This is a genomic window from Streptomyces sp. NPDC050703, from assembly GCF_040654435.1.
Classification (GTDB): Bacteria; Actinomycetota; Actinomycetes; order Streptomycetales; family Streptomycetaceae; genus Streptomyces.
Genome location: NZ_JBFAHX010000018.1, coordinates 116,052 through 138,587, shown reverse-complemented (window position 1 = coordinate 138,587; position 22,536 = coordinate 116,052). Strand labels below are relative to the sequence as shown.

19 protein-coding genes, 1 other RNA gene and 2 pseudogenes are annotated in these 22,536 nt (G+C 71.1%); 8 read left to right on the top strand and 14 right to left on the bottom strand.

What is annotated here, in order from left to right:
* The first annotated feature begins 210 nt into the window (after positions 1-210).
* The 4 genes and pseudogenes from AB0I16_RS19040 to AB0I16_RS19025 all read left to right on the top strand — a co-directional run.
* Positions 211-1,173: an AraC family transcriptional regulator gene (locus tag AB0I16_RS19040; protein WP_363250590.1), complete on the top strand. Its 963-nt coding sequence runs from the start codon at positions 211-213 to the stop codon at positions 1,171-1,173.
* A pseudogene (locus tag AB0I16_RS19035) lies at positions 1,085-1,867 on the top strand (DMT family transporter); the annotation flags it as partial. The gene AB0I16_RS19040 and the pseudogene AB0I16_RS19035, both read left to right, overlap by 89 nt.
* 130 nt (positions 1,868-1,997) lie before the next feature.
* An RNA gene (gene rnpB, locus AB0I16_RS19030) (RNase P RNA component class A) lies at positions 1,998-2,413 on the top strand.
* A 65-nt stretch (positions 2,414-2,478) separates the two neighbouring features.
* Positions 2,479-2,752: pseudogene (locus AB0I16_RS19025) on the top strand (hypothetical protein); the annotation flags it as partial.
* A gap of 10 nt (positions 2,753-2,762) precedes the next feature.
* Here AB0I16_RS19025 and AB0I16_RS19020 read toward each other — a convergent pair.
* Together AB0I16_RS19020 and AB0I16_RS19015 are read right to left on the bottom strand one after the other, a co-directional pair.
* On the bottom strand, positions 2,763-3,386 hold the full coding sequence (locus AB0I16_RS19020; protein WP_363250571.1) for a DUF6879 family protein: 624 nt from the start codon (positions 3,384-3,386) through the stop codon (positions 2,763-2,765).
* Positions 3,379-3,648: a hypothetical protein gene (locus AB0I16_RS19015; RefSeq protein WP_363250570.1), complete on the bottom strand. Its 270-nt coding sequence runs from the start codon at positions 3,646-3,648 to the stop codon at positions 3,379-3,381. The genes AB0I16_RS19020 and AB0I16_RS19015 overlap by 8 nt, the downstream gene beginning before the upstream one ends.
* A gap of 226 nt (positions 3,649-3,874) precedes the next feature.
* Between AB0I16_RS19015 and AB0I16_RS19010 the strand changes: the two genes are divergently transcribed.
* Both AB0I16_RS19010 and AB0I16_RS19005 read left to right on the top strand, forming a co-directional pair.
* On the top strand, positions 3,875-4,285 hold the full coding sequence (locus AB0I16_RS19010) for a hypothetical protein (protein ID WP_363250569.1): 411 nt from the start codon (positions 3,875-3,877) through the stop codon (positions 4,283-4,285).
* A complete protein-coding gene (locus AB0I16_RS19005) occupies positions 4,282-6,411 on the top strand; it encodes a tetratricopeptide repeat protein (protein ID WP_363250568.1) in 2,130 nt (709 codons plus the stop codon). Before AB0I16_RS19010 ends, AB0I16_RS19005 begins: the two co-directional genes overlap by 4 nt.
* A gap of 14 nt (positions 6,412-6,425) precedes the next feature.
* Here the strand turns inward: AB0I16_RS19005 and AB0I16_RS19000 are convergent, their stop codons facing one another.
* From AB0I16_RS19000 to AB0I16_RS18950, 11 genes are all read right to left on the bottom strand, one after another.
* Complete coding sequence (locus AB0I16_RS19000; RefSeq protein WP_363250567.1) at positions 6,426-7,916, bottom strand: DUF6177 family protein; 1,491 nt, start codon at positions 7,914-7,916, stop codon at positions 6,426-6,428.
* Positions 7,913-11,914 (bottom strand): type VII secretion protein EccCa, encoded by a 4,002-nt coding sequence (eccCa, locus tag AB0I16_RS18995; protein WP_363250566.1) that lies wholly within the window; start codon positions 11,912-11,914, stop codon positions 7,913-7,915. Before eccCa ends, AB0I16_RS19000 begins: the two co-directional genes overlap by 4 nt.
* A complete protein-coding gene (locus tag AB0I16_RS18990) occupies positions 11,911-13,161 on the bottom strand; it encodes a hypothetical protein (protein WP_363250565.1) in 1,251 nt (416 codons plus the stop codon). The genes eccCa and AB0I16_RS18990 overlap by 4 nt, the downstream gene beginning before the upstream one ends.
* A 14-nt stretch (positions 13,162-13,175) precedes the next feature.
* Positions 13,176-14,507 (bottom strand): type VII secretion integral membrane protein EccD, encoded by a 1,332-nt coding sequence (eccD, locus tag AB0I16_RS18985; protein ID WP_363250564.1) that lies wholly within the window; start codon positions 14,505-14,507, stop codon positions 13,176-13,178.
* 79 nt (positions 14,508-14,586) lie between these two features.
* Positions 14,587-14,889, bottom strand: a complete 303-nt coding sequence (locus AB0I16_RS18980; RefSeq protein ID WP_363250563.1) for a hypothetical protein — start codon at positions 14,887-14,889, stop codon at positions 14,587-14,589.
* Positions 14,890-14,935: 46 nt separating this feature from the next.
* Positions 14,936-15,802 carry an immunity 49 family protein gene (locus AB0I16_RS18975; protein WP_363250562.1) on the bottom strand — a complete coding sequence of 289 codons (867 nt, stop codon included), beginning with the start codon at positions 15,800-15,802 and terminating at the stop codon, positions 14,936-14,938.
* 11 nt (positions 15,803-15,813) lie between these two features.
* A complete protein-coding gene (locus AB0I16_RS18970) occupies positions 15,814-18,321 on the bottom strand; it encodes a hypothetical protein (protein ID WP_363250561.1) in 2,508 nt (835 codons plus the stop codon).
* Positions 18,318-18,710 (bottom strand): DUF6507 family protein, encoded by a 393-nt coding sequence (locus tag AB0I16_RS18965; RefSeq protein WP_363250560.1) that lies wholly within the window; start codon positions 18,708-18,710, stop codon positions 18,318-18,320. Before AB0I16_RS18965 ends, AB0I16_RS18970 begins: the two co-directional genes overlap by 4 nt.
* Before the next feature lie 57 nt (positions 18,711-18,767).
* Positions 18,768-19,076 carry a pore-forming ESAT-6 family protein gene (locus AB0I16_RS18960; protein ID WP_062777135.1) on the bottom strand — a complete coding sequence of 103 codons (309 nt, stop codon included), beginning with the start codon at positions 19,074-19,076 and terminating at the stop codon, positions 18,768-18,770.
* A gap of 46 nt (positions 19,077-19,122) precedes the next feature.
* On the bottom strand, positions 19,123-19,452 hold the full coding sequence (locus AB0I16_RS18955; RefSeq protein ID WP_363250559.1) for a hypothetical protein: 330 nt from the start codon (positions 19,450-19,452) through the stop codon (positions 19,123-19,125).
* Between the two features lie 150 nt (positions 19,453-19,602).
* The gene (locus AB0I16_RS18950; RefSeq protein ID WP_363250558.1) at positions 19,603-20,106 is read right to left on the bottom strand and encodes an ATP-binding protein; all 504 of its coding nucleotides are present in this window, start codon (positions 20,104-20,106) and stop codon (positions 19,603-19,605) included.
* 210 nt (positions 20,107-20,316) lie between these two features.
* Between AB0I16_RS18950 and AB0I16_RS18945 the strand changes: the two genes are divergently transcribed.
* Both AB0I16_RS18945 and AB0I16_RS18940 read left to right on the top strand, forming a co-directional pair.
* Positions 20,317-21,147: a helix-turn-helix transcriptional regulator gene (locus tag AB0I16_RS18945; RefSeq protein WP_363250557.1), complete on the top strand. Its 831-nt coding sequence runs from the start codon at positions 20,317-20,319 to the stop codon at positions 21,145-21,147.
* Positions 21,144-21,347, top strand: a complete 204-nt coding sequence (locus AB0I16_RS18940; RefSeq protein ID WP_363250556.1) for a DUF397 domain-containing protein — start codon at positions 21,144-21,146, stop codon at positions 21,345-21,347. The genes AB0I16_RS18945 and AB0I16_RS18940 overlap by 4 nt, the downstream gene beginning before the upstream one ends.
* A gap of 172 nt (positions 21,348-21,519) precedes the next feature.
* On the opposite strand, the gene AB0I16_RS18935 is transcribed toward AB0I16_RS18940, so the two are convergent.
* Positions 21,520-22,167 carry a GNAT family N-acetyltransferase gene (locus tag AB0I16_RS18935; RefSeq protein ID WP_363250555.1) on the bottom strand — a complete coding sequence of 216 codons (648 nt, stop codon included), beginning with the start codon at positions 22,165-22,167 and terminating at the stop codon, positions 21,520-21,522.
* Positions 22,168-22,536 lie beyond the last annotated feature (369 nt).

Below are 22,536 nucleotides of genomic sequence, written 5' to 3'. Positions count from 1 at the left end.
GGGGAGCGGACGGCACATGGACGACGCGCGGGTGACGGAAGCGGGCGCGACGGAAGTGGGCGCGACGGGCGTGAGACGGACGGGTGCGGGGCCGTCGGACGCGAGGCCGAGGGGCCTGGGGCCGAGGGGTAGGGGGCCGTCGGGTACGGGGCCGTCGGGCGTGGGAGAGCGCGCTGCTGAGGCGCGGCGGGGGTCGGGTACGTGAACGGGATGGCGGCGGCGGACGACGAGCGGCGCCCGCGCGAGCAGGCCCTCTGGGCCAGAGCCCCCCTCGGCCCCCGCGGCGACAGCCTCGACCTGCTGACCGCCCGCTTCGACCGGCACCGCTACGCGCCGCACTACCACGAGGAGTTCACCGTGGGAGTGGGCGTCGGCGGCTGCGAGGTCATCGACTACCGGGGCGGACGCGTGGACGCCGGGCCCGGTTCCATCGTCGTCCTCGCCGCGGGCGAGGTGCACACGGGCGGACCGGCGGCCACGGGCGGCTACGCCTACCGCGCCATGTACCCCCTCCCGTCCCTCCTCGCCGAGGGCACCGCCACGCCGCCGCACTTCCGCGAGGCGGTGGTCGACGACCCCGAACTCGCCGCGGCCCTGCGCACCGCGCACACCGAGCTGAGCGGGGCCGGGGGCCGCGTGGACCCCCTGGAGGCCGAGTCGCGCCTGCCCTGGCTGCTCACCGCCCTCGCCCGCAGGCACGGCACCGCCCGCCCGCTGGCCGACCGCGTCCCGGGCGCCGACCACATCGCCCGCGCCGTCCGCGACCGCCTCGCCGACGAACTCCTCGCCCCGCCCTCCCTGGCCGAACTCGCCGCCCCGCTCGGCCTCTCCCGCTACCAGCTCCTGCGCGCCTTCCGTACGTCGACGGGGCTGCCGCCCTACGCCTGGCTCGCCCAGTACCGCGTGACGCGCGCCCGCGCCCACCTGGACGCCGGGCTGCGCCCCGCCGAGGCGGCGTCCCTGGTGGGCTTCGCCGACCAGGCGCACCTCACGCGCTGGTTCCGCAGGGTGCTGGGGGTGACCCCGGCGGCGTACCGCAACAGCGTTCAAGACGCGGGGCGCCGCCACGGCCGAGACTTCCGGCATGACGGCACGCGGCTGGTTCCTCTTCTCGCTCATGGGGGTCCTGTGGGGCATCCCGTATCTCATGATCAAGGTGGCGGTCGGCAGTGACCTGTCACCGTCCATGGTGGTCTTCACCCGCTGCGCGCTGGGCGCGGCGATCCTGCTCCCCTTCGCGGTGCGGCAGGGCGGCCTCGGCCGCGTCGTCCGTACCCACTGGCGGCCGATGCTGGCCTTCGCGTGCATCGAGATCCTCGGCCCGTGGTGGACCCTCACCGACGCGGAGCGCCACATCTCCAGCTCCACGGCGGGGCTCCTCATCGCCGCCGTCCCGATCATCGGCGCGCTCCTGGCCCGCTTCTTCGGCGACACGGAACGCCTGGGCGCCCGCCGCCTCACCGGGCTGGGCCTGGGCCTCGGGGGCGTCGCGGTCCTCACGGTCCCGCACCTCACCGGCGGCGACGCCTGGTCCCTCACCGAGGTCATGCTCACCGCGCTCGGCTACGCCATCGCCCCGCTGATCGCGGCCCGCCACCTCCGCGAGGTCCCGGCGCTGCAACTGATCACGCCGTGCCTGGTCCTGGCGGCGCTCGTCTACGCCCCCGCGGCGGCGGTGTCCTGGCCGGACGCGCTCCCGGACACGCCCACCCTGCTCTCCCTGGCGGGCCTGGGAGTCATCTGCACAGCCCTGGCGTTCGTGGTCTTCCTCGAACTGATCCGCGAGGCGGGCCCCACGAGGGCGGTGGTCTTCACGTACGTCAACCCGGCGGTGGCGGTCGCGGCGGGCGTCACGTTCCTGGACGAGCCCCTGTCCGTGTCCGTGGTGGCGGCGTTCGCCCTGATCCTGGCCGGCTCGTTCCTGGCGACGGCGGCCCCGGGGACGGCCGCGGCACCGAGCCCGCGCACCCGGCGGGTAACATGGTCGGCACGGCAGACGAGCCGGGCGGGCGGCCGCGTGAAGACCCCTTCGGGGGCGCTTCCCGAGGAACGTCCGGGCTCCACAGGGCAAGGTGGTGGCTAACGGCCACCCGGGGTGACCCGCGGGACAGTGCCACAGAAAACAGACCGCCGAGGGCTCCGGCCCCCGGTAAGGGTGAAACGGTGGTGTAAGAGACCACCAGCGCCTGAGGTGACTCAGGCGGCTAGGTAAACCCCACCTGGAGCAAGGTCAAGAGGAAGCGCCTCTTCCCAGGAAAAGGCGCTTCTGCGCGGACGTTCGAGGGCTGCCCGCCCGAGTCCGCGGGTAGACCGCACGAGGCCGGCAGCAATGCCGGCCCTAGATGGATGGCCGTCACCGCGACGTCCGCGAGGACCCGCGGCACAGAACCCGGCGTACAGCCCGACTCGTCTGCCGCTCACCGAGCCGCGCCCGGCGGAGCAACAGGGCGGCGTACCCTCTGTCCGCCGCTTCCGGGCCACAGCTGGCCTGATCTGTTATCCGGCGAAGGCGACGACGTCGATGGCGCGACCATGGGCGTGCTCACGCGCACTCAAAGGGGGCATCTGCCCCATGGTGAAGAAGGCCGCCGACTACCTCGGTGTTCAGATGGCGAAGCAGTCCTTCGCCCCGAAGAGCGTATCGAAGGCCATTCCCGTCGTCGGGGCCCTCGTCTCCGGCGGGCTCACCTTCGCGACCTGCCTGCCCATGGCGGAAAGACTGAAGGAACACCTTTCCGGACTGCCTCTGTCGACACCTGTGGTCACGGCGCCCCGATACCGGTGACCGCAGGCGGGGGAAGTGGTTCGATCTCCCGCTCGAAGAATGCGCGGAAATTCTCCCCACGCTCATAGAGTGCGTTGAAACCCGCATTGGTTTCCCGGATCAGCGACCGGTCACTGCAACGGTTTGCGCCATCCGCGTTCCCTGCGTCGTCGTACACGACCTCGTACATCACCTCTTCGCCGAGAACCACCACTTCCGGAACCGGACGTTTCTGTTCGATGTCTGCGATCTCCTGGGCGTCGAGGATCTTGATGTCGTCGCCCAGGTCCACGCGTACACGCAGGACGAACAACTCCCACTGCACGTACGGCGTGACCGGGAATTCGACCACGCGGAGGCGGCGGTGCGGGACTCCGAGGCGCTCGGCCCGGCGTAGCTCCTCCGCGTACTCCTCGCGGCCCGCGTCGGCCAGGGACAGCGCTCCGGCCCAGTCACCCGCCGCGAAGGCCTCCCAACTCGCGAAGCCGCGCTCCGCGAAGTGCTGCCCGCGCTCAAGCTTGTTCAGGAAGCCGATACCGCTGGTATAAACCCGGCCGAGATCCGCATGGTACGTAGGGCGATCCATGCGCTGGAAGACGCCGGCGGTAAAAGAGTCAAACACTGGGGATGTCCGGCCTCGCCGCGATGAGCATGTTCCTGGGAATGACCACGAGGCGTTCGTCCGAGCCGATCGAGACTCCGTCGGGCAGGTTCTCTGCCAGTGCCTGGGTGAGGTCCCGCCCGATGACGGCGATGTCCCCATTGGTGAGTTCCCAGATGTCGGGGCAGTCGGGAGTTCCGGTGGTATTTCCGAGTTCCTGAGGTGTTTTCCCCAGGCGCTGCTTGAAAGTCGCGTCCGGATCTGCTTCCCATGGCCTGGCCATATGCGGCTCCCCCTGGATCGGTCGGGAGTTTACTGTAGCGTGCCATGAACCCGCCTGGCCATGTGCCGGGCGCCGTCCGCAGGGGTAATGGCGTGGTTTGGTCCCTCCTTGTCCCGTGCCGCTCGGTGGTGGAATGATATTGGCTGCAAAGAAAATCAAGCCGGCACTAGGAAGGCACGTTTTTTCTGCTGTGCGGTCGGAAAATAGGGTGAATGGAGGGACGGCTGTGGACCCGGAAGTGACATCGCTCGCACAGAGTGCGGGAACCACCTTGGTCACGTTGATGGCAGCGGATGCCTGGCAGCGCACGCGTGACGGGTTCACGCAGCTCTGGCAGCGCATGCAACCCGAACGGGCCGAGACGGTGGCCGCCGAACTGGAAGCCGGCCGCGCGGACGTGCTGGCCGCCGTGGCGGCGCACGACCAGGAGACGCTGGAGGAACTGCGCCTGCAGTGGCAAGGGTTACTGAGGCGTCTGGTCGTCGCCCGGCCCGCCGCCGCCGACGAACTGCGCAGGCTGCTGGACGAACTCGATCCCGGCGGTTCGGCGGCCCGGCAGGTGACCCAGCACGCCACCGCTTCCGGCCACGGCCGCGTCTACCAGGCGGGGCGGGACCAGCACATCGCGGACCGATGACGGGCGGAATGGACGGCCACGCCGCGAACCATGGCCGGGTCTTCCAGGCCTCCGGCGACCAGCACATCAACGAGCACCACCACTACGGTGACGACGGGTCGGAGTGCAGCGGCCCGGACTCGGTGCGCCGTCCCGCGGTGGGTCGGCCTCCCGTCATACTGCGCGACCGCAGCGAGGTGATGGAACGCCTGCGGTCCTGCGTCGGGGCGGGGCGCGGGCGTGAGGTCTACGTGCTGTACGGCATGGGCGGCTCGGGCAAGACGGCGGTCGCGTGCACCCTCTTCCAGGAGGTCGCCGGTGACCAGGGCCGGGCAGCTCTGTGGGTCAACGCCTCCGACCGGGCGAGCCTGCGTGGCGGCATGCTCGCCGTGGCCGCCGACCGCGGGGCGAGCGACGGTGAACTGCTGGCTGCCCGTAACGGCCTGCGTCCCGCCGCCGACCTCGTCTGGCGGTACCTCGACCGTTCCGCCGAGCCCTGGCTGCTGGTCCTCGACAACGCCGACGAGCCGGAGATCCTGCGGGACGGCAGCTGGCTCCGCACCAGCCCGCGCGGCATCGTCGTGGTGACCACACGCCGGGCGGCGGCCCGCTGGTGGCCGGGGGCCGAGCTCCAGCACATCGGCGTCCTGCCACGGGAGGACGCCGCGCTCGTCCTGCGCGACCTCGCCCCGCACAGCGGTACGGCGGAGCAGGCGGCGCGGATCGCGGACCGGCTCGGGCGGCTGCCGCTCGCCCTCACTCTGGCCGGGGGCTTCCTCGCCCACCAGGTGCTCGACCCGTGGACGATGGATGCCTACGGACAGCACCTCGACGGGGACGAACGGGTCGAGTTGATCGACCGCGGGGCCGACGCACTGTCCGAAGCCGACCCGCGGCACCTGGTCGGCCTGACCTGGCAGCTGACCCTCGACACCTTCGAGGCGCGCGGGCTGCCCGAAGCGGCGGCGCTGCTCAGACTGCTGGCCAGACTCGCCGCCGAACCCCTGCCACTGGCCCTGCTCGACCATGAGGGCATCGGTGACGTCCTGCCCAGGGCCCGAATCGAGACGGCCCTGAGGGCACTGCTCGACCAGTCGCTGTCCGAGCTGGTCGACATCGTCGGCATGCGCTGCGTGCAGAGCCACGGCGTTCTGCTCGACAGCGTCCGGGCCGCGACCCCCGCCGAGCTGACGCCCGCTCTGGACACGGCGGCCGTACGACTGCTCGACGCGGCCGTGCCCGCCGTGCCCGACGCCGGGCCGCACGAGCCGCGGCTGCGTCTGCTGGTGCCGCATGCGCTCGCCCTGCTGCGAGGTGTCGGCGAGCCGTCGGCCGCCGCCGACGCCCTGGCCGTGGCGACGCGGCTGTCCGTCGCTCTGCACCGGACCGGTGACTACCTCTCGGCCTGGGAGACCTCCCGCACCGCCGCGGACCTCGCGCGCCGGCTGCTCGGCGCCGACGACCGTACGATCCTCGCCGCCCGTTCCCGGGCCGGGCGGGCGCTGTTCCGGCTGGGCAGGTTCGTCGAGGCCGAGTCGTCGCTCCGCGATGTCCGCGCCAGACAGGAGAGGCTGTTCGGGGCCGACGACCCCGACACCCTGGACACCTCCTACGGTCTCCAGCTCGTCCTTGCGAACCTCGGCAGACGGGAGGAGTCGGTCGCGATGCTCGGCGCCACCGTCGCAGGACGTCGCTCGGTGCTGGGTCCCGCGCATCCGCTGACCCTGCGCGCCCGCGCCAGCCTGCTGGAGATGCTGCCCGCGAGCGAGATCGTCACCGAGGAAGAAGGTGCGCTGCTCGTGCTGCCGGCGGAGTGCGCACGGCTCCTCGGGCCCGACCACACGGTGACCCTGGGCGCCCGGCACAACCATGCGTGGGCGCTGTACCTCCTGGGCCGGTTCGACGAGGCCGACAGCGAGATCAGGTTCGTCGCCGACGCGTATGTGCGGCGCTTCGGGCCGGAGTACCCGATCGTCCTCGCGGCCCGGCAGTTGCTCTCCCGGACACGGGCGGCGCTGGGCCATGTCGATGAGGCGATCGGGCTGATGGCCGACGTCGTCGCGCGGCGGGAACGCGGACTGGGACCGGAGCACCCCTTCACGGCAGCGGGCCGGCGCCTGCTGGACACGTACCGGTCGCAGCGGTGACGTGATCTCGACGACTAGACCGACGAAAGATGCCTGGTGAGGTGCTCCAGCCTGCTCCACGCGTCGGGGTCCGTGCCGTCGCCCAGTGCGTAATGCAGCGCGGGCCGGGCCGGTGGGCCGAGGCGGGTGGGGTGGAGGCCGGCCTGCGGCTGTTCGGCGTGGGTGAGGCCGATGCCGGTCACCGCGGCCGGGCCCAGGGTGAAGGAGAGGGGGAGGGGCGGGGCCTCGAAGTGGGGCGGGACGGTGAGGTCCCCGCGGGCGGGGCGGAGGGTCGTGAGCAGGGAGGTCAGGCCGTGCTCGGCGGCGAGGAGTCCGGCCAGCGGGGCGAGGGCATCCAGGGGCGGGGCCTCGTCGGGGGCGTAGCCGAGGGTGAGGGTGATGTGCTCCTCGATGCCCGCCGGGGTGTGGGAGACGCGGGTGGTGGCGATGGCCGGGCGGTCCGGGGCGCCGACGGCCGTCAGCCAGGTGGGGGCGGACCGCTGGGCGCGGGCGCGGGCCAGCTCGGTGAGCTGACGGGGCGACCAGGGCAGGCCGATGGGTTCGGCGGTCGACCAGCCGGCCGGCGGGGCGCCGGTCAGGGCGCGCCAGGCCGCTTCCAGGGCGCGGCCGAGGAGCAGGTTCTCGTCGGCGGGGTGCGTGGTGTGCAGGGAGAGGGCGAGTTGGCGTTCGGCGGGCGGCCGGGCCTCGTCCGGCTTGTACGCGTCGGCGATCCGGGGAGCGCCGCCGTCTCCGGACGTGACCGGCGTGAAGTGCCCGTCCCGCCAGTGGAGCCGGGCCCCGGAGAGGCCGTCGTAGTAGCCGCGGCCGGGGCCCTGGACGACCCAGCGGTTGGGGTGTCCGCGCAGTGCCTCGCGGGTGGGGAGCGTCAGGCGGGTGCCGGGCGGGGTGACGATCTGCAGGGCGCGGTCGCCCGCCGCGGCGGTGCGCAGGGCGTCGGCGAGCCAGCTGGTCATCGCGACGACCGGGCGGCGGTCCTGGATGACGACCGCGGCCTTGTCCGTGAGGACGTCGACGGCCGGTGGCGTCGCCCCGACTCCGGTGCCCGCGGCCGAGGCGGTGCCCGCGGCCGAGGCGGTGCCCGCGGCCGAGGCGGTGGCGGCCTCCGAGGCGGTGGCGGCCTCCGAGGTGAGCGGGACGACCTCGGTGTGGGCCGCCTCCGGTGGCCAGACCGTGCCGCCGAGCACGGCGGCGACGCGCCCGGCGAACGAGCCCGCCAGACGTTCGCCCTCCTCGACGGCGGTGGACGCGCGGGCCTCGGTCCACCAGTACGCCCCTTCGGGCTCTGCCGCGTCGGGGCCCAGGAGCCGCTGTGCCTCGCCGGGGACCTGGATGAGCAGCGGGGCCTCGACGGAGACCAGGGGGCGGCCGTTCGGGGCGCGGAGCTGGACCACGGCGCCGTCCGCCACGGACGTGACGCCGAGGTCGGGGCCGCCCGCGAAGAGGCCGGCGAGCACGGTCTTGGCGTCGGGCATCTCGGGGGTGAGGGCGATGACGTCTCTGGTCACGGGTGCTGGTTCTCCGCGGTGTCGTCGGCCCCGTCGGCGAGGGCGGTCTGGATGAGCTGGTGGCGGCGGCCCCGGCGCACCAGGGTGCCGCGGCCGGGCGGTTGGGCGGAGGCGTAGAGGCCGGGGAAGAGCTGGCCCTCGGTGCGGTCACCGGTCATGAGCAGGGCGGTGGTGCCGCTCTCGCGCAGGGTGCTGAGGAAGGGCTCGTACAGGGCGCGGGAGGAGCCCGCGACGCGCCGGGTGACGACGAAGTGCAGGCCGATGTCCTGGGCGGAGGAGACGTAGGGGAGGAAGGCCGCCAGGGGTTGCCGGCCCGCGGTGGTGAGGATGTCGTAGTCGTCCACGAGGATCACGATGCGCGGGCCGGTGAAGGCGGGCCCCTCGGTGATCGTGTCCGGGTCGGCGGTCTCCGGCAGGCGCTTCTCCAGCTCACCGGCGATGCCGGTGGCCAGGGCGGCGGCGAGCTTGGTGTTGTGGGCGTAGCCGCCCCGGTACGGCTCGGGGATCGCGCCGCGCAGGCCGCGGCGCGGGTCGAAGACCCCGAAAACCAGGTCCTCGTCGCCGTACCGGGCGATGAGCTGGTGGGCGATGTGCTTGAGCAGGTTGGTCTTGCCGCACTCGTTGTCGCCGAGGATCAGCAGGTGCTGGTCCTGCCCGGCCAGGTCGAGGAGGGCCGGGGCGAGGGTGTCCTGCTCGACGCCGAGCGGGATACGTGACGGTTCGGCGACGGTGGAGGGCAGCCTGGCGGCGGGCAGGGCCGTGGGCAGGACCCGTACGGGTGCGGCGGGTTCGCCGTGCCAGCCGGCCCGCAGCGTGCGCGCGGCGCTCTCCAGGGCGGGGCCGAGGTCCCCGGTGGAGGGGCGGCCGTCGATGCGGGGCAGGGCGGTGTGGGCGAAGAGCCTGGCGTCGGTCAGGACCCGGCCCGGGGTGCCGGCGGCCAGGGTCTCGGACAGCTTGCGGTCGACGCTGGAGTCGGAGGGGTCGTTCAGGCGCAGTTCGACGCGGGTGCCGAACATCGACTGGGTGGCGATGCGCACGTCGTTCCAGCGCAGCATCCCGGCGACGACGTGGATGCCGTAGCCGCTGCCGCGCCTGAGGAGGTCGGCGACGGTGTCGTCGAGCTCGGCGAACTCGTCGCGCAGCGCGCCGAAACCGTCGATGAGCAGCACGATGTCCGTCGAGCCGAGACCGGTCGGCTTGCCCTGGGCGCGCAGGCGGCGCAGCTGGTCGACGGAGTCGATGCCGTACGCGCGGAACAGCTCCTCGCGGGCCGTGAGCTGGGCCCGCACCTCTGCGACGGTGCGGGCGGCGCGTTCGTGGTCGGCGCGGCCCGCGATGCCCCCGACGTGCGGCAGTCCGGCCAGCGCGGACAGGCCGCCGCCGACGAGGTCGAGACCGTACACGGCGACCTGGCGCGGCGTGTGGGTCAGGGCGAGGGACAACGCGAGGGTGCGCAGCAGCGTGGTCTTGCCGGACTGCGGGCCGCCGATGACGGCGGCGTGGCCTCCGGCGACGGTCAGGTCGAGGACCCAGGGCTGCTGGCGCTGGGCGGCGGGGTCGTCGAGCACACCCAGGGGTACGCGCATGGGGCCCTCGGCGAGGGTCAGGTGGAGGCCCTGCGCGGAGGCCTGCACGGGCCCGGCGGCGGCGTCGAGGGCGATGGCGTCGGGCAGCGGCGGCAGCCAGATGCGCCGCACGGGAGGGGCCGCCGCGCACAGCTGGTCGACCATGGCCGACAGGACGGTGGGGCCGGTGTCCCGCTCCCGTACCGGGGGTTCTTCCGGTACGCCGGTCACGGGGTCGTGGCCGGTGGTGAAGGCGGGGTAGGGCCGGGCGAGGGGTTCCTCGTCCGGCCGCTCGCGCAGGGCGGGGCCGCGGTAGGCGCCGGAGACGTAACCGGCCTTGAAGCGTTCGTACGTCGAGGTGTCCACCTTGAGGTAGCCGAAGCCCGGCAGCGGTGGCAGCTGGAAGGCGTCCACGGTGTCCAGGACGGTGCGCGACTCGTCGGCGGAGAAGGTGCGCAGGCCGAGCCGGTAGGAGAGGTAGGTCTCCAGGCCCTTGAGCCTGCCCGACTCGATGCGCTGGCTGGAGAGCAGCAGGTGCACGCCGATGGAGCGGCCGATGCGGCCGATGGAGAGGAACAGGTCGATGAAGTCGGGCTTGGCGGTGAGGAGTTCGCCGAACTCGTCGATGACGACGAAGAGGTGCGGCAGCGGTTCGAGCTCCGGCCGCTCCTCGCGCAGGGCGGCGTAGTGGCCGATGTCGGCGACGTTGCCCGCGTCCTTCAGCACCTGCTGGCGGCGCTTGACCTCACCGGCCAGGCTGGTGTGGACGCGTTCGACGAGTCCGGCCTGGTTCTCCAGGTTGGTGATGACACCGGCGACGTGCGGCAGCCCGGTGAACGGGGCGAAGGTGGCACCGCCCTTGTAGTCGACCAGGACCAGCGCCAGATCCTCGGGGGAGTGGGTGGCCACCAGGGCGAGGACGAGGGTGCGCAGCAGCTCGCTCTTGCCGGAACCGGTCGCGCCCACGCACAGCCCGTGCGGACCCATGCCCAGCTCGGAGGACTCCTTCAGGTCGAGCAGGACCGGCTGGTGCCGGTCGTCGAGGCCGATGGGGACGCGCAGGAAGTCCCGCTCGCCGCGCGGCGCCCACAGCGCCGCGAGGTCGAGGACGGCCGGGTCCTCGACGCCCAGCAGCCCGGGGAAGTCGACGGGCCCCGAGATCGGGGTGCCGTCGGCGGCGGACTCGGCGGACAGCCGCAGCGGGGCGAGCATGCGCGCGAGACCTTCGGCACCGGCGGCGCTCACGTCGTCCGCGGTGCCGCGGCTGGGCGGCGCATCCGGGGTGCGCAGATCCTCGACGCTCACCTGGTCGCCGTCGACGGTGATGCGGACGCTCACCTGGTCCGGCTCGTGCACCTGCCGCTCAAGCAGATGCAGCACGGTCACGCCCATGCCGGTCAGGCCGACGGCGGAGTCCGGGCGGGGCAGTTCGCCGGCCGTGCCGCCGTGGCGGTCGCTGACGACGAGGAGCCGGTCGTTCATCCGCAGGGCGTCGCGGTCGGAGAGGCCGCGGCGCACTTCGGCCGCGTAGGAGGCGCGGCGCCGCAGATCCGCGGAGCACTGCCGGGCGAGCCGGTCGAGGTCCGGGGCGATCCGCCGGGCCGCGACCGGCCCGTCGTCCTGCCGCGTGTCGAGGACGTGGGGCAGCCACTTCGCCCACTCCCAGTCGGGGAGCCGGTCCTCGGGCACGCCCAGGGCGATGGCCACGTCGTCCGGCGCGTGCGTCACCGCGGTCTGGATCAGCAGGGCGCGCGCCACCCGCAGGACGCCCTCCCGGTCGCCGACGACGCTGACGTCGCCCGCGCGGTCCAGCGGCGCGACCAGCGGGAAGTCGGTGGCGGAGGCGAACCGGTGCTGCAGGGCCCGCGCCTCGTTCAGCATGAACGGATCGGGCGGCGTCAGCACACCGCTGCCCGGACTCTGCCCGATCGCGATGCCCTGCACGGGCACGTCGCCGGTGCCGAGCCGCACCCGCAGGAAGTCGGCGTCGGGCCTGCGCCGCTCCCACAGGCGCGCCGGGTCACGGACGAGGTCGTACAGGGCCGCGGGGGGCGGGTCGAGGACCCGCGCCCGCCTCCGCAACTCCTTCTCGACTCCGCCGAGTTCCTCGCGCTGCTCCTCCACGTACTCCAGATACCGCTCGCGCTGGACGCGCCGGGTGCGCTGGGCCTTGCCGCGCTGGGACAGGAAGAGCGCCACCGCGCCGAGCAGCGCGAAGACGAGCACGATCGCGCCGACCGCGGCGAACTGGCTGTTGCGGATGACCGTCATCATCACGACCGAGCCCATGACGCCGGCCATCGGCAGCAGCGCGGTCGCGGCGTTGCCCATCTTGCCCTCGGGCAGGTTGGGCGGCGGTTCGATGGTGCGCTCCGGGGCGGCGGCGAGGGGCTGGGTGCTGCGGGCCGGGCGGTGGACGAGACGCCGGGTCATCGCACCCGCACCGCCCTGTGCATCGCCTCGGCGGCCAGGTGGACGGCGGCGTCGCGGGTGCTCCGGCCGAGCATGCGGGTGTGGATGGGGCCTCCTTGGGCCAGGTGCCGGTCGTAGGGGAGCGGGACGACGGTCACCCCGGTCTCCCGCAGGTGCGCGGCGGCCGTCTTCAGGTCGAGCGTGGTGTCCGGGGAGTTGGCGCTGAGGGCGACGACCGTGGTGGCCAGCGCCGAGTGCGGCAGCCTCGCCAGCCAGTCGAGTACGACGCGGGTGCCGTTGACGCCCTCGGCGGTCATCGGGGCGACCACCACGCGCGCGTGGGCGGTGTCCATCGCGGTACGGGCCACCTCGCCGGGCAGCGATTCGCAGTCCACCACCGTCACGGCGAAGTAGCGGCGCAGGGCGAGGGTGACGGTGCGGTACGTGGGCACGTCGAGGGGCGCGCCGACGCGCCCCTGCCCGGCGGGCAGCAGCCAGCCGCCGTCGGCGACGGGCACGAGATACCCGGTGACGTCGGTGAGCCGCATGGCCGGGCTGAGCACCCCGGCGAGATCGGCGGCGGCCCAGCGCACGGACTCGGCCCCCAGCCGCACGGGCAGCGTGCCGAGCGCGGCGTCGGCCTCCAGGGCGAGGACCGGATCGTGCCGGTAGTGGTTGAACGTACGGGCGAGCAGCGCGGAGACGGTGGACTTGCCGACGCCGCCGCGGATGCTGGTCACCGCGATGACGCGCCCGGTGGTGACGGGCTGCTGCACCTCGCGGGCGAGCCGCGTCCGCTCGGAGGTCTCCCGCCCGGCGGACGCGCCGAGCTTCCGGATGGAGCGCCCGGTACGCCGGACCGCGGAGTCGCCGTGCTGGGGGCGGCCGAGGGCGATGGCCAGGCGGGGGTCGACGGTGGGGGTGGATTCGGGGGTTCGGGGGTCGGGAGCGCGGGGCCCCGGGGGGCGGGGCTCGGGGGCGGGGGGTGTGCGCGCGGAGGTGCCGCCCGCAGGGGTGCCGCCGCCCGCAGGGGGGCTGCTCGCGGGGGCGTTGCCTGGGATGGCGTTGCCGGGGCAGCTGTCACTCGCGGTGGCGTTGCCTGGGAGGGTGTTGCCTGGGGCGGCGTTACTCGCGGGGGCGTTGCCTGGGATGGCGCTGCCTGGGATGGCCCTGCCGGGGGTACCGCTCGCGGTGGCACCACCCGCGGGGGTTCCCTCCGCCTCCAACTCACGCAGCAGATCCCGCTGCCAGTCGCTTCCCTGAGCCATGCCGCCGCTCACCCCTACGCGAAGGTGTCGAGCAGTCGCCCGTACACACCGAAGGCCCCGATGACCAGCGGCAGCATCGCGATCACGCCCACCGACTCGACCACGTCGCCCATACGACGCAGCCGCACCCGCACGTGCTCGGCGGGCTCCACGGCCAGCACCACCAGAGGTATGAGCGCGAGGGCGACCAGCACGGCGAGCGGCCCCGCGGCGGCGGCCCGCGCGAGCCACTCCACCATCAACGCGACCACGATCACGGCGGCGGCGACCAGCAGCCCCACCACCTCGGCGACCAGCGGGAAGGCACGCGCCCGCAGCGCGAGGACGACGGCGGTGACGACCGCGAGCAGCACCGTCCACACGGTCGGCGCGCGCAGCACCAGCACCCCGGCGGCGCTCGCGGAGGCGGACAGCACGACGGTGGCGAGGGCGAGGCCCCGATGGGTGGCGGTGAGAGCGGTGCCGACGCGGTACCGGCTTACGGAGGTGCCACCCGACCGCCGGTCGTCGAGACCGGAGAGCCCCGAGGCCATCAGGGCGAGCCGAGGCAGCACACCGAGGACGACCACGGAGACGACAGCGAGGAGCGCGCCCGCACGGGCCTGCTCGGCCGAGGTCCCGGCCCCGCCCTGGAGAGCGACGGCCGCTTCCCAGGCGACAAGGCACCCCACAAGGGCGCCGGCGCCGATCAACGCGCCGCGCCCCAGCGGGGAGAACCAGCCGAGCAGCAGAAGCGCCACCGCGAGGCCGGCGGCGGTCCCTGCCAGGAGGGTCGCCCCCGACCAGGAGTGAGCATCGGCGAGCGTCCAGGTACCCAGGATGCCCAGGGCCCCGGCGGTCACGATGAGAGTGGCGGCAAGCCCGGCCCGCCGCAGCCACCCGAGCAGGGCTCCGGCGAGAGCCGCCACGCCGGCGGCGCCGAGCAGGGCGTTGCCGACGGCGGCGGCTTCGACGTCCCGCCGTGCCAACACCCCGGCAGCGAGCGCCCATACGAGCGTCGCGAGCCCGGCGACCACGCGCCGGGCCCGGGGTTGCCACCGCCAGGCCCGTATGTCGAGGTCGTCGGCGGCTTCGTCGGTGACGTCGTGCACGACGGGCGCGGAGGGCGCGTCCTCGGCCCGCACGAGCCGCAGCACGGCACCGTCCGGTACGCCGGCGGACTCCAGGGTGCTGTCGTGCGCGAGCGCGGAACCGTCGGCAGTCACGAGGTGCCGCAGCATGGGCCGTTCGGCGGTCTGATCATCCAGCAGCCGCAGCACTTCGGGAAGGAGCAGCCCGATCGGCTCCTGGGAGGGAAGAACGAGATCCACGCGCCGCAGCTCGCCGACCAGGGTGACGCGACTCAAGGCTGTACGACTCGTACCGCCCGCACTGCCACCGCTCGTGCGGCTCAGCGGCCCCGCAGATATCACGCGTTCGAACCTATCATCGAGAGGAAGGGGTCATAGAGGGCGAGTAGCCCGGCGCGGAGGACGGCGCGGACGCCGGAGCCGTCGGCACGGAGGAGCCGTAGGGCCCCTTCCCGATGAGCCGATGCGAGATGAACGACCACCCGACGCACCCGGCACACAGCACAGCCGCGATCACGACCCCGGCAAACACTTTCCCGAGCCGCTCATCCACACTCCGCCGCTGCCGCTGCGCCCCGAAGAGCACCGCATCCCGAAGCCGCCGCCGCCGAACGGAGACGGACTCCAGTAGCTGACTGTCGTAGTCCTGGGCTGTCATGGGTGTTCGCTTCTGATGGTCTTCAATTCCTAGTCGCTCGGCGCGGTCAGGTGTCGATCTCGCCCACCCTGTCACGCTCAAGCAGAGCGACAGGAATGTACTCGGACTCGACTTCGATGGGAATTCCTGCGTCGTGCGCCATGCAGGCAACGGCCAATGGGCCCAAGGCGACCAGTCCTTCACCACTCAAAGAGCGTGCCTCATCGGCGCTCCAGTATTCCTTGTGCCAGGTGAGAGCCTTCGCCAGCGCCTCATTGAACTGTGCCGCATCTTGCCGCTGGTAGCGGTGAAACATTTCCAACGGCGGGTAGAGAACTTTCAGCATCAGTTCAGCGCTGGCGATGTGTTCGGTGTTGGGGTCAGTACCATTGATCGCAGTCGCCAGGGTTTCCCAGGTTTCCGATCGGCGGAACCATGCATTCTGCAGAGTCTGCACCCATGCGTAAATGTAGTCGTCGAATTCGACGCCGGAAGCTTGAAGGAACGAAATGGGAATGCGGGCGAGCCGGTCGAGACGTTCATTCTCGCGGCAGATTGCAGCAAGGTAGAAGGAGGTAAGCCAAGCTCCCGCATGAAGGTACTCCTGCGGGCCTGTCGCAGGGAGTTGCTTCACCTCGCCCTTGGTTCCGATTCGGCATGGCACGGGCCCTTCGGCCGCAGTGCCGGAGATGAACAGTGCGGAGCCAACCTGCATGGCCGTCACCCATGCGTCCCAGGTGGCGATCTCCTCCGCCATGGGGTCCGCCAGGCAGTGCCACTTCGCCACGGCCAGCGAGTAGTCCAAGGCGTCGAATCGGTCGAACTCGGAGGTCTCGATATCGTCGAGCACTTCCTTGGCGCTCTTGATGATCGGCTCCATGGCTTGGGCTGCCGTGTCGGTGCGAAAAGCATGCCTGGGTACGAGGGTGACCACTTTGCCTCCTCTCATTTGATGTTCAGGTGCTCGATAACGGCACCAGCGTAGGCGCCGTTGAGGGGGGCGTTCGCTTGTACCAGGACGTACTGCAGCTTGCCTTGCTTGAGTGCTCGTCGCAGGTCCCCTGCTATCACGGCGTCCCGGCCACCCCTGCGCGTCATCTCCGCGAGAATTGTACGTATGTACGGTACGGTCCCTTGCTTGACCCTCATCCCTTGGGCCGCGCCGTCGTCGCCGGCGTGCGGGTTGCTCGGGTCCGGGTCGGCGCGCCCAAGGCGCCAGTCGAGATCTGCACCAGGAGCCTTGTGTTCGACGATGAGGCGAGAGCCGTCGTTGCCCAACTCGTACACGTCATCGAACATGTGCGCACCATTGGCTGTCTGCGGAAGGTCGATAATCCTTCTGGCGTCCGGGAAGACCTTAGCGATCACATGGAGTCTCGCCGCAAGGGTGCCGAGCCTCTCGGCGATCTTGGTGTTGTTGTGGAGGGACCCGAATTCCGCGGTGAAGGCGGACTGTGCCTTGTCGAGGGTAGCTTTGTTGAGGGCAGACGGATCCTTTTTTACTGATCTCTCGGCGTTCAGGAGCTCCCGGGACAACTCGCGGTGCTTGGCTGCCTCATCGAGAGCAGGAAGAGTGCCGTCAGGAGCAGTGCCTCTATCGAGTGGCTTAGCCCCGAATCTGGTCTCCGACGGCCCGTCCGGCAGGTCATGCTTCAGGACAAACTTGCCTTGTGCGTCCAGGGCCAGTTCGGCAAGTGTGACGCCATCGACCTTGCGTCGAGAGCGAAGCCTGCGACCAATTTCGTCGTAGTACTTTTTGCGCCACGCAGGATCGTTATTGGCTTTCCAGGCGTGTTCCTCCTGAATTTTCCTAGTTTCTGCAGCAGTTGGCTCCCCGTTGTTGGGGCCTCCTGCGGCGGACTGCTCAGGCGCGCTGTCGGCGCTTGCCCCAGTGTTTGATTTTGTCGCTCCAGAAGTGAATGAAGCATCATCAGGACGGGAACGTGACGCGCCGTCTGCATAGCCGTTGTTCTGGTGTCGTGGGGAATCGGGGCCGCCACCACCCCCATGGGCGTCATGAGTGGCCTGAGACGGATTATGGCCACCGACATGCGCGACGGGCTCGGGCCCCCTGGCCCCGGTGCCGACAAGCGTGAGATTCCGGTCGGACGGCGTGTGATCGGGAGCCGCCCGCTGGGTGCTGGCCGCCTCGCTGCGTGCCGTGTCCCTGATCGGTCGGCCCTCGGCGTTCAGCGGGAGGAACTGGCCGTCCTTGACGAGGACCTTGTGGCCCCCGACTTCGAGGACGCTGTGTACGCCCTGAATTTCCGGTGTGGTTTCGGCCTTTGCCGTGAGGCGGGACGTGAGTTCGGCGATCGTCGGGACCTTGCCGACCGCCTTGCCGCCCACGGCGAGCGCCGCCGAGAACGGGTCCGCGTACGTGCCGATCTTCGCGCCGATGCCGGCGGCCTTCGTACCCAGGCCCACCTTGCCGGTGGCTGCGCCCGCCTTGGCGGCGGCGGAGCCGCCCTTGGCGACCGCGCCCAGGGGGCCCGCGGCGAACGTGAGGGCGTTGAAGGTGACCGTTCCGGCGGCCTGGGCCGGGTGCTCCTCCCACTGGTCCCAGGCCACGAAGGCCTTGCCGAACTCACGGAAGGCGGTCTTCTGCCGCTTCATGTCCGCGGTGTCCTCGGTCGCGAACATCGTCTGGTCCAGCATCCAGTCCGTGGGCTTCATCAGGTAGTGACCCGCGCCCGCCGAGACGTCGTAGAGGCCCTGCCAGGCGTCCTTCGCCGAGCCGCCGATGCCCACCAGGCGCCCCAGCCCCTCGACGCTGGCCACCGCGCCGTTCTTGACGAAACCGTCGTAGAAGAAGGACGTGAGGTGCCCGCCGAGGTTGTCGGGCCTGGTCTGGCTCACCGGGCTGCCCCACGGCAGGTCCTTCGCCTGCTTGAGCAGGTCGGCGTCGTAGCCGTACATCACCGTCTGCTCGGTGGCCTTGTGGCTGCCGTCGTCCTCGATGAACCTCGGGCCGCCGACGAGCGCCGAGATCTTGCTCGCCGCCCGGCGCTCGGCGGCCTCGAAGGCGGCCCTGGTCGCGGTCACGTCCGCCACCAGCTCGTTGTTGCGGTCGGTCTTGTCCCCGTCGTCCGTCCAGTCGTCGTCGCCCTCGACACTGGCCACGAACTTCCTGGCGTTCTCCCGCAGCGACACCAGCTTCTCGGCGAGCGGACGCACCTCGGAGGCGAACGTGTCCAGTGCGTCCGCCACCGTCTCCAGATCCGCGGCGAAGGTGTCTGCCTTGTCCATCACCGGTTCGGTGGTGGAGAACAGGTCTTCGGCCTCCGGAGCGATGTAGTACGCCCCGAGCATCTGGAAGCGGGAGTGGACGTCGGCTCCGCCGCTGCGTATCCCCGTCGCGGCGCCGCGCAGTCCGGAGGCGTCCTTCGCCAGCTGCTCCAAGTTGCCGGTGAACTGCGGTATGCCCGCCGGGTCGACCATCTTCTCCGTCACGGGAAGCCCCCGTCCCGGCGAGCCGACGGCAGGAACACCGTCACGTCGGGCGCCTGGGCCGCCTGCTGCTGTGCGTTCGCGGCCTGCTCCAGGTCCCCGGCCACGTAGTGGTTGGTCGCCTCGATCGCTCCGTTCACCGACTTGACGGAGCGTTTGGCCAGGAAGCGTACGTCGTTCTCGGTCTCCGCCACGAACAGGCGCAGCGCCGCGCCGACCGGGCCGACGGGCGCGGCCCCGCAGTAGGCCGGGCTGATCGTTCCTGCCGAGGCGACCGCGTTCTCGACGTGGTCCCCGTACGCCTTGACGTCCTTGGCCACGTCGTCCATCGCCATCCTCACCAGCGACGTCACCGAGTCCACCCCGGACGGCGAGATGTCCCACGCGGGCATGCCGATTCCCCCCTACTTGTCCCCGTGTGCTCTGCTCCTACTGCGCTGTGCCGCCGGTCAGACGATGTTGTCGACCGCGGCCCTGGCCTTGGCGAGCGTGGTCTGTGCGGTGCCGTCGTTCTTCTCCAGCGTGCCGCGCACGAGGCGGATGATGTCGCGCACCTCGTTGGCCGCCTTGTTCCAGCGGACTTCCTTGCCGTGGTACTCGTCAGAGACGCCGTCGGCCTGGTAGTCGGCCATCGCGGCCTTGACGGCGCGGTCGCGGTCGCCGAGTACGCGCTCCAACTGGCCGATGATGATGTGCAGTCCGCCCTGGACGTCGGACGAGGCGCCGGTGTCGTAGGAGCGGCGGTTCTGATTTGCCATGACGAAACAGCCCCCTGTGGCTGGAATACGTGTGTGCCCGGTCGGCTCAGCCGGAGAAGCGGGCGGCCTCGAAGTTGGCGGCGCTCATGTTCTGGTGGGCGTTGTCGGCCTGCTCGTCGTCACCCGTGCCGAACGCCTCCTCCATGCCGGCCTGACCGCCCAGGATCGACGACAGCGCACCGTTCAGGTCGGCGGTGATCTCGTCCGCGCGCAGCTTGAACGAGTCGAAGGTGGCCTTGCCCGCCCCGTTGAACTTGCCCTCCAGAGGCTCGGCCGCCTGCACCAGCAGATTGATCAGCGTGCCGAGATCGTCGCTGGACCCCGCCGTGTCCTTCCCCAGGACCGCGAGGGTCGTGTCCCCCATGTCGAACTTCATCCACCCACCCCGTTGATCGGCAGCTTCCGTGCGCCATAACCCGGTCAGGTCGTCACGGTGCGCGCACACGTCACTTACGCCTCGTAGCGTATCGAACATCCTTGCTCATGTGGAGTTGCAGACGCAACGATGTATTGGGGAGTGGCGCAATTACGCGGGTGCGTCGGTGACAGGGCGTTGGGCGCGCGTGGGGCGCGGGGCCGGGTGGGACAACTCCGCCCAGACCGTCTTGCCGGGGGCGGCCGTGCGAGGGGTGATGCCCCAACTGTCCGCGAGGGCGGCGACGAGGAGCAGGCCGCGGCCGGACTCCGATGCGGAGTCGGGTGCCGGTGGAGTGGATGGGGGCCTCTTCTCGGCGCGGGTATCGGTGACTTCGACGCGGAGCGTGTTGTCGACCAGGGTGAGGCGCACATGGAAGTCGCGGCCGGGGACGTGGCCGTGCTGTACGGCGTTGGCAGTCAGCTCCGCCGTGATGAGGGTGAAGGTCTCGTTGACCGGGCTCCCGTAGGGGTGGCCCCAGTCATCCAGGCGGTACGAGACGAGTCGGCGGGCGAGGCGGGCACCGCGCGGGGTCGAGGTGAAGCGCATCGCGAATTCGCGTTCGCGCGCGGGGGGTCGTGGCAGGTGCCTGTTCGGGGGAACCGGTGACTTCATGCGGTCAACGGTTCCGGACCGTGCGTAGCGTTGAACAGGAGCGTCGCGCTGACGAGTGCGGGCTGTACCCGTGCGCCGTGGGCTTGTACGTGGTGTCGGGCGTGACCGGTTTCCTGCTCTTGCGTTGTGCGGGCGGTGTCAGGTGTCAGGTGTCAGGTGTCAGGTGTCAGGTGTCCGGTGGCTGTGGGGTCGTACGGGAGGAGTCGTGGCGTGGACGACGAGGTGCGGGAGACGGAACATCAGGTCGGCGCGGGCATGCTGTGCGTGTTCGGGCGGCAGCTGAAGCTGTTGCGGGAACGGGCAGGGATGGACCGCGCGAGGCTCGGGGCGCTGAGTGGTTACTCGGCATCGACGATCGCGTCGTTCGAGCAGGGCAGACGTATTCCGCCGCCGAAGTTCATCGACCAGGCGGATGACGTACTGGGGGCGGGCGGGGTGTTGGGCGCGAGCAAGGAGGAGGTTGCGCGGGCCCATTATCCGGCGTTCTTTCGGGATGCGGCGCGTTTGGAGGCAGAGGCCGTCGAACTGCACGTGTACGCGAACCAGGCGGTGCCTGGACTTCTGCAGACCGAGGAGTATGCGCGGGCTGTCTTCATGATGATGCGGCCGCCCATGGATGACGGGTTGATCGAACAGCGAGTGGGCGCACGCCTGGCCCGTCAGGAAGTCCTGTCCAGCCGTGATGCGCCGCTCGCCAGCTTCGTCATGGACGAGGCCGTGCTGAGGCGTCCCATTGGGGGTCGAGCCGTCCTGCGTGGTCAGCTTGAGCATGTTCTGCTGATGGGGGCTCGGCGAAACATCGAGATCCAGGTGATGCCGCTCGACCGTGAGGAGAACGCCGGCATGGCTGGTCCCTTCACCTTGATCGAGACCAAGGAAGGGCGGAGGATCGCGTACGCCGAGGTGCAGAATGTCAGCCGCCTGCAGACGGAGCGGGACCGCGTCCGTGTGCTGGAGGCCAAGTACGGGATCATCCGGGCGCAGGCCCTGACCCCTCGCGAATCGACGGCGTACGTACAGAAGTTGCTGGGAGAGCCATGAATGCGCACGCACATCAGTTGCACATAGACCAGTTGGTATGGCGCAGGAGCAGCTACAGCAGCGAGGAAGGTGGTGAATGCGTCGAGGTCGCCGGTCGGCCCGGGAGGGTTCACGTCCGTGACTCGAAGGACGTGTCCCGCGCCGCGCTGACCGTAGGGGCGACTGCGTGGGCCGCGTTCATCGGGTTCGCGGCACTCTGACAGCGACGATGCCTTCGGCGGGCGGGGCAGGGTCTGGGAGCGCCGCCGGGGCGGTCGCTCAGGACGCCACCACTATGCGCTCCGGAGCCGCGCCTTCTCGTGGTGGTACGGGAAAATGGTACGACGCTGGTACCGGAAACTGGTACGACCGATCGATGGGCTCCGAACCTCATCACGTGTCCGGGCCGGCGTCGTCGCCCGGGGCGAAGCGGAGCGCGGGCCGGGTCGCCGGCAGGTCTACGTGCCGTACATGCACGTGCCCCGCCCGCGGATACATCGGCGGGTACGGCGGCAGCGTGTGGGAGTAGGCGTACGCCGTCTTCTGGGCCACTCGGCACGAGGCGTCGTTCGTGACCTGGTGGAGGAGGTTCAGGTGGGTCAGGCCCGTGGGGGCGAACGTGGTGAAGGTCCACGTCGTCAGGGCTTCCAAGGCCCGGGGCGCGATGCCGCGGCCTCGGGCCCGGGGTGCTGTCCAGTAGCCGACTTCCGCCGAGGGGTTGCCGGGTGCGGCGTCCTTGAGGACGACGTGAGCCAGTAGGGCGCCCTCGGAGTCGTCGGGGTGGGTTTCCAGCACTGCGAAGGCGTAGCGCGTGCCGACGGCCCATGCCTGCTGCTGGAGGTTGATCCAGCGCAGGGCGTCGGGCTCGTTCCGTATGGAGGGGGCGCCCGGCGGGGCTTCCGTGGGGTCGTCGCGGTGGCCCTCGACGAGTGCCGTGACGTCTTCCTCGCGCCAGGCGCGGAGGAGGAGGGCCGGAGCCGTGGCGGTCGCCGCCGGGCACCGCAGGACGGTGGACGTGCGGGGCGTGAGCGATGTGTTCATGCCGTCAGTCTCGGGTCTCCCCCGGGGGGAGACTCAACGCCCGCCAATAAGGCTGCAAGTCGTACGCATGGGGCTCACGCTCCCGAGGAAAGCTCAGCTCGTCCCACTCGAAGCGGCCACGGCCTTCGTCGTGGGCTCCCAGCGCAGGTTTCGGGTGAATGCTTCATCGTGGGAGGCCGGCAAGGTCCCGTATCGGCTCTAGCGAGGTCTGCGCTGCGTAGGGGTGCTCCGTTGAACACGGTCTCGGAATGTGAAGCGACGGCGAGGCTGGGAGCTTCACCACCTTTCATTTGCATAGTCCGATACCTCAAGGAGCCGTGCATGTTCCACGCGAGGGATCGAATATGCGTGGCTACGAATATGGGTAAC

Bases quoted from the DNA above. Each gene is read 5' to 3' on its own strand.
- AB0I16_RS19040 (WP_363250590.1), top strand. From the start codon at position 211: ATGGCGGCGGCGGACGACGAGCGGCGCCCGCGCGAGCAGGCCCTCTGG.
- AB0I16_RS19015 (WP_363250570.1), bottom strand. From the start codon at position 3,648: ATGGCCAGGCCATGGGAAGCAGATCCGGACGCGACTTTCAAGCAGCGC.
- AB0I16_RS19005 (WP_363250568.1), top strand. From the start codon at position 4,282: ATGACGGGCGGAATGGACGGCCACGCCGCGAACCATGGCCGGGTCTTC.
- eccCa (WP_363250566.1), bottom strand. From the start codon at position 11,914: ATGACCCGGCGTCTCGTCCACCGCCCGGCCCGCAGCACCCAGCCCCTC.
- AB0I16_RS18990 (WP_363250565.1), bottom strand. From the start codon at position 13,161: ATGGCTCAGGGAAGCGACTGGCAGCGGGATCTGCTGCGTGAGTTGGAG.
- AB0I16_RS18980 (WP_363250563.1), bottom strand. From the start codon at position 14,889: ATGACAGCCCAGGACTACGACAGTCAGCTACTGGAGTCCGTCTCCGTT.
- AB0I16_RS18965 (WP_363250560.1), bottom strand. From the start codon at position 18,710: ATGCCCGCGTGGGACATCTCGCCGTCCGGGGTGGACTCGGTGACGTCG.
- AB0I16_RS18960 (WP_062777135.1), bottom strand. From the start codon at position 19,076: ATGGCAAATCAGAACCGCCGCTCCTACGACACCGGCGCCTCGTCCGAC.
- AB0I16_RS18955 (WP_363250559.1), bottom strand. From the start codon at position 19,452: ATGAAGTTCGACATGGGGGACACGACCCTCGCGGTCCTGGGGAAGGAC.
- AB0I16_RS18950 (WP_363250558.1), bottom strand. From the start codon at position 20,106: ATGAAGTCACCGGTTCCCCCGAACAGGCACCTGCCACGACCCCCCGCG.
- AB0I16_RS18940 (WP_363250556.1), top strand. From the start codon at position 21,144: ATGAATGCGCACGCACATCAGTTGCACATAGACCAGTTGGTATGGCGC.
- AB0I16_RS18935 (WP_363250555.1), bottom strand. From the start codon at position 22,167: ATGAACACATCGCTCACGCCCCGCACGTCCACCGTCCTGCGGTGCCCG.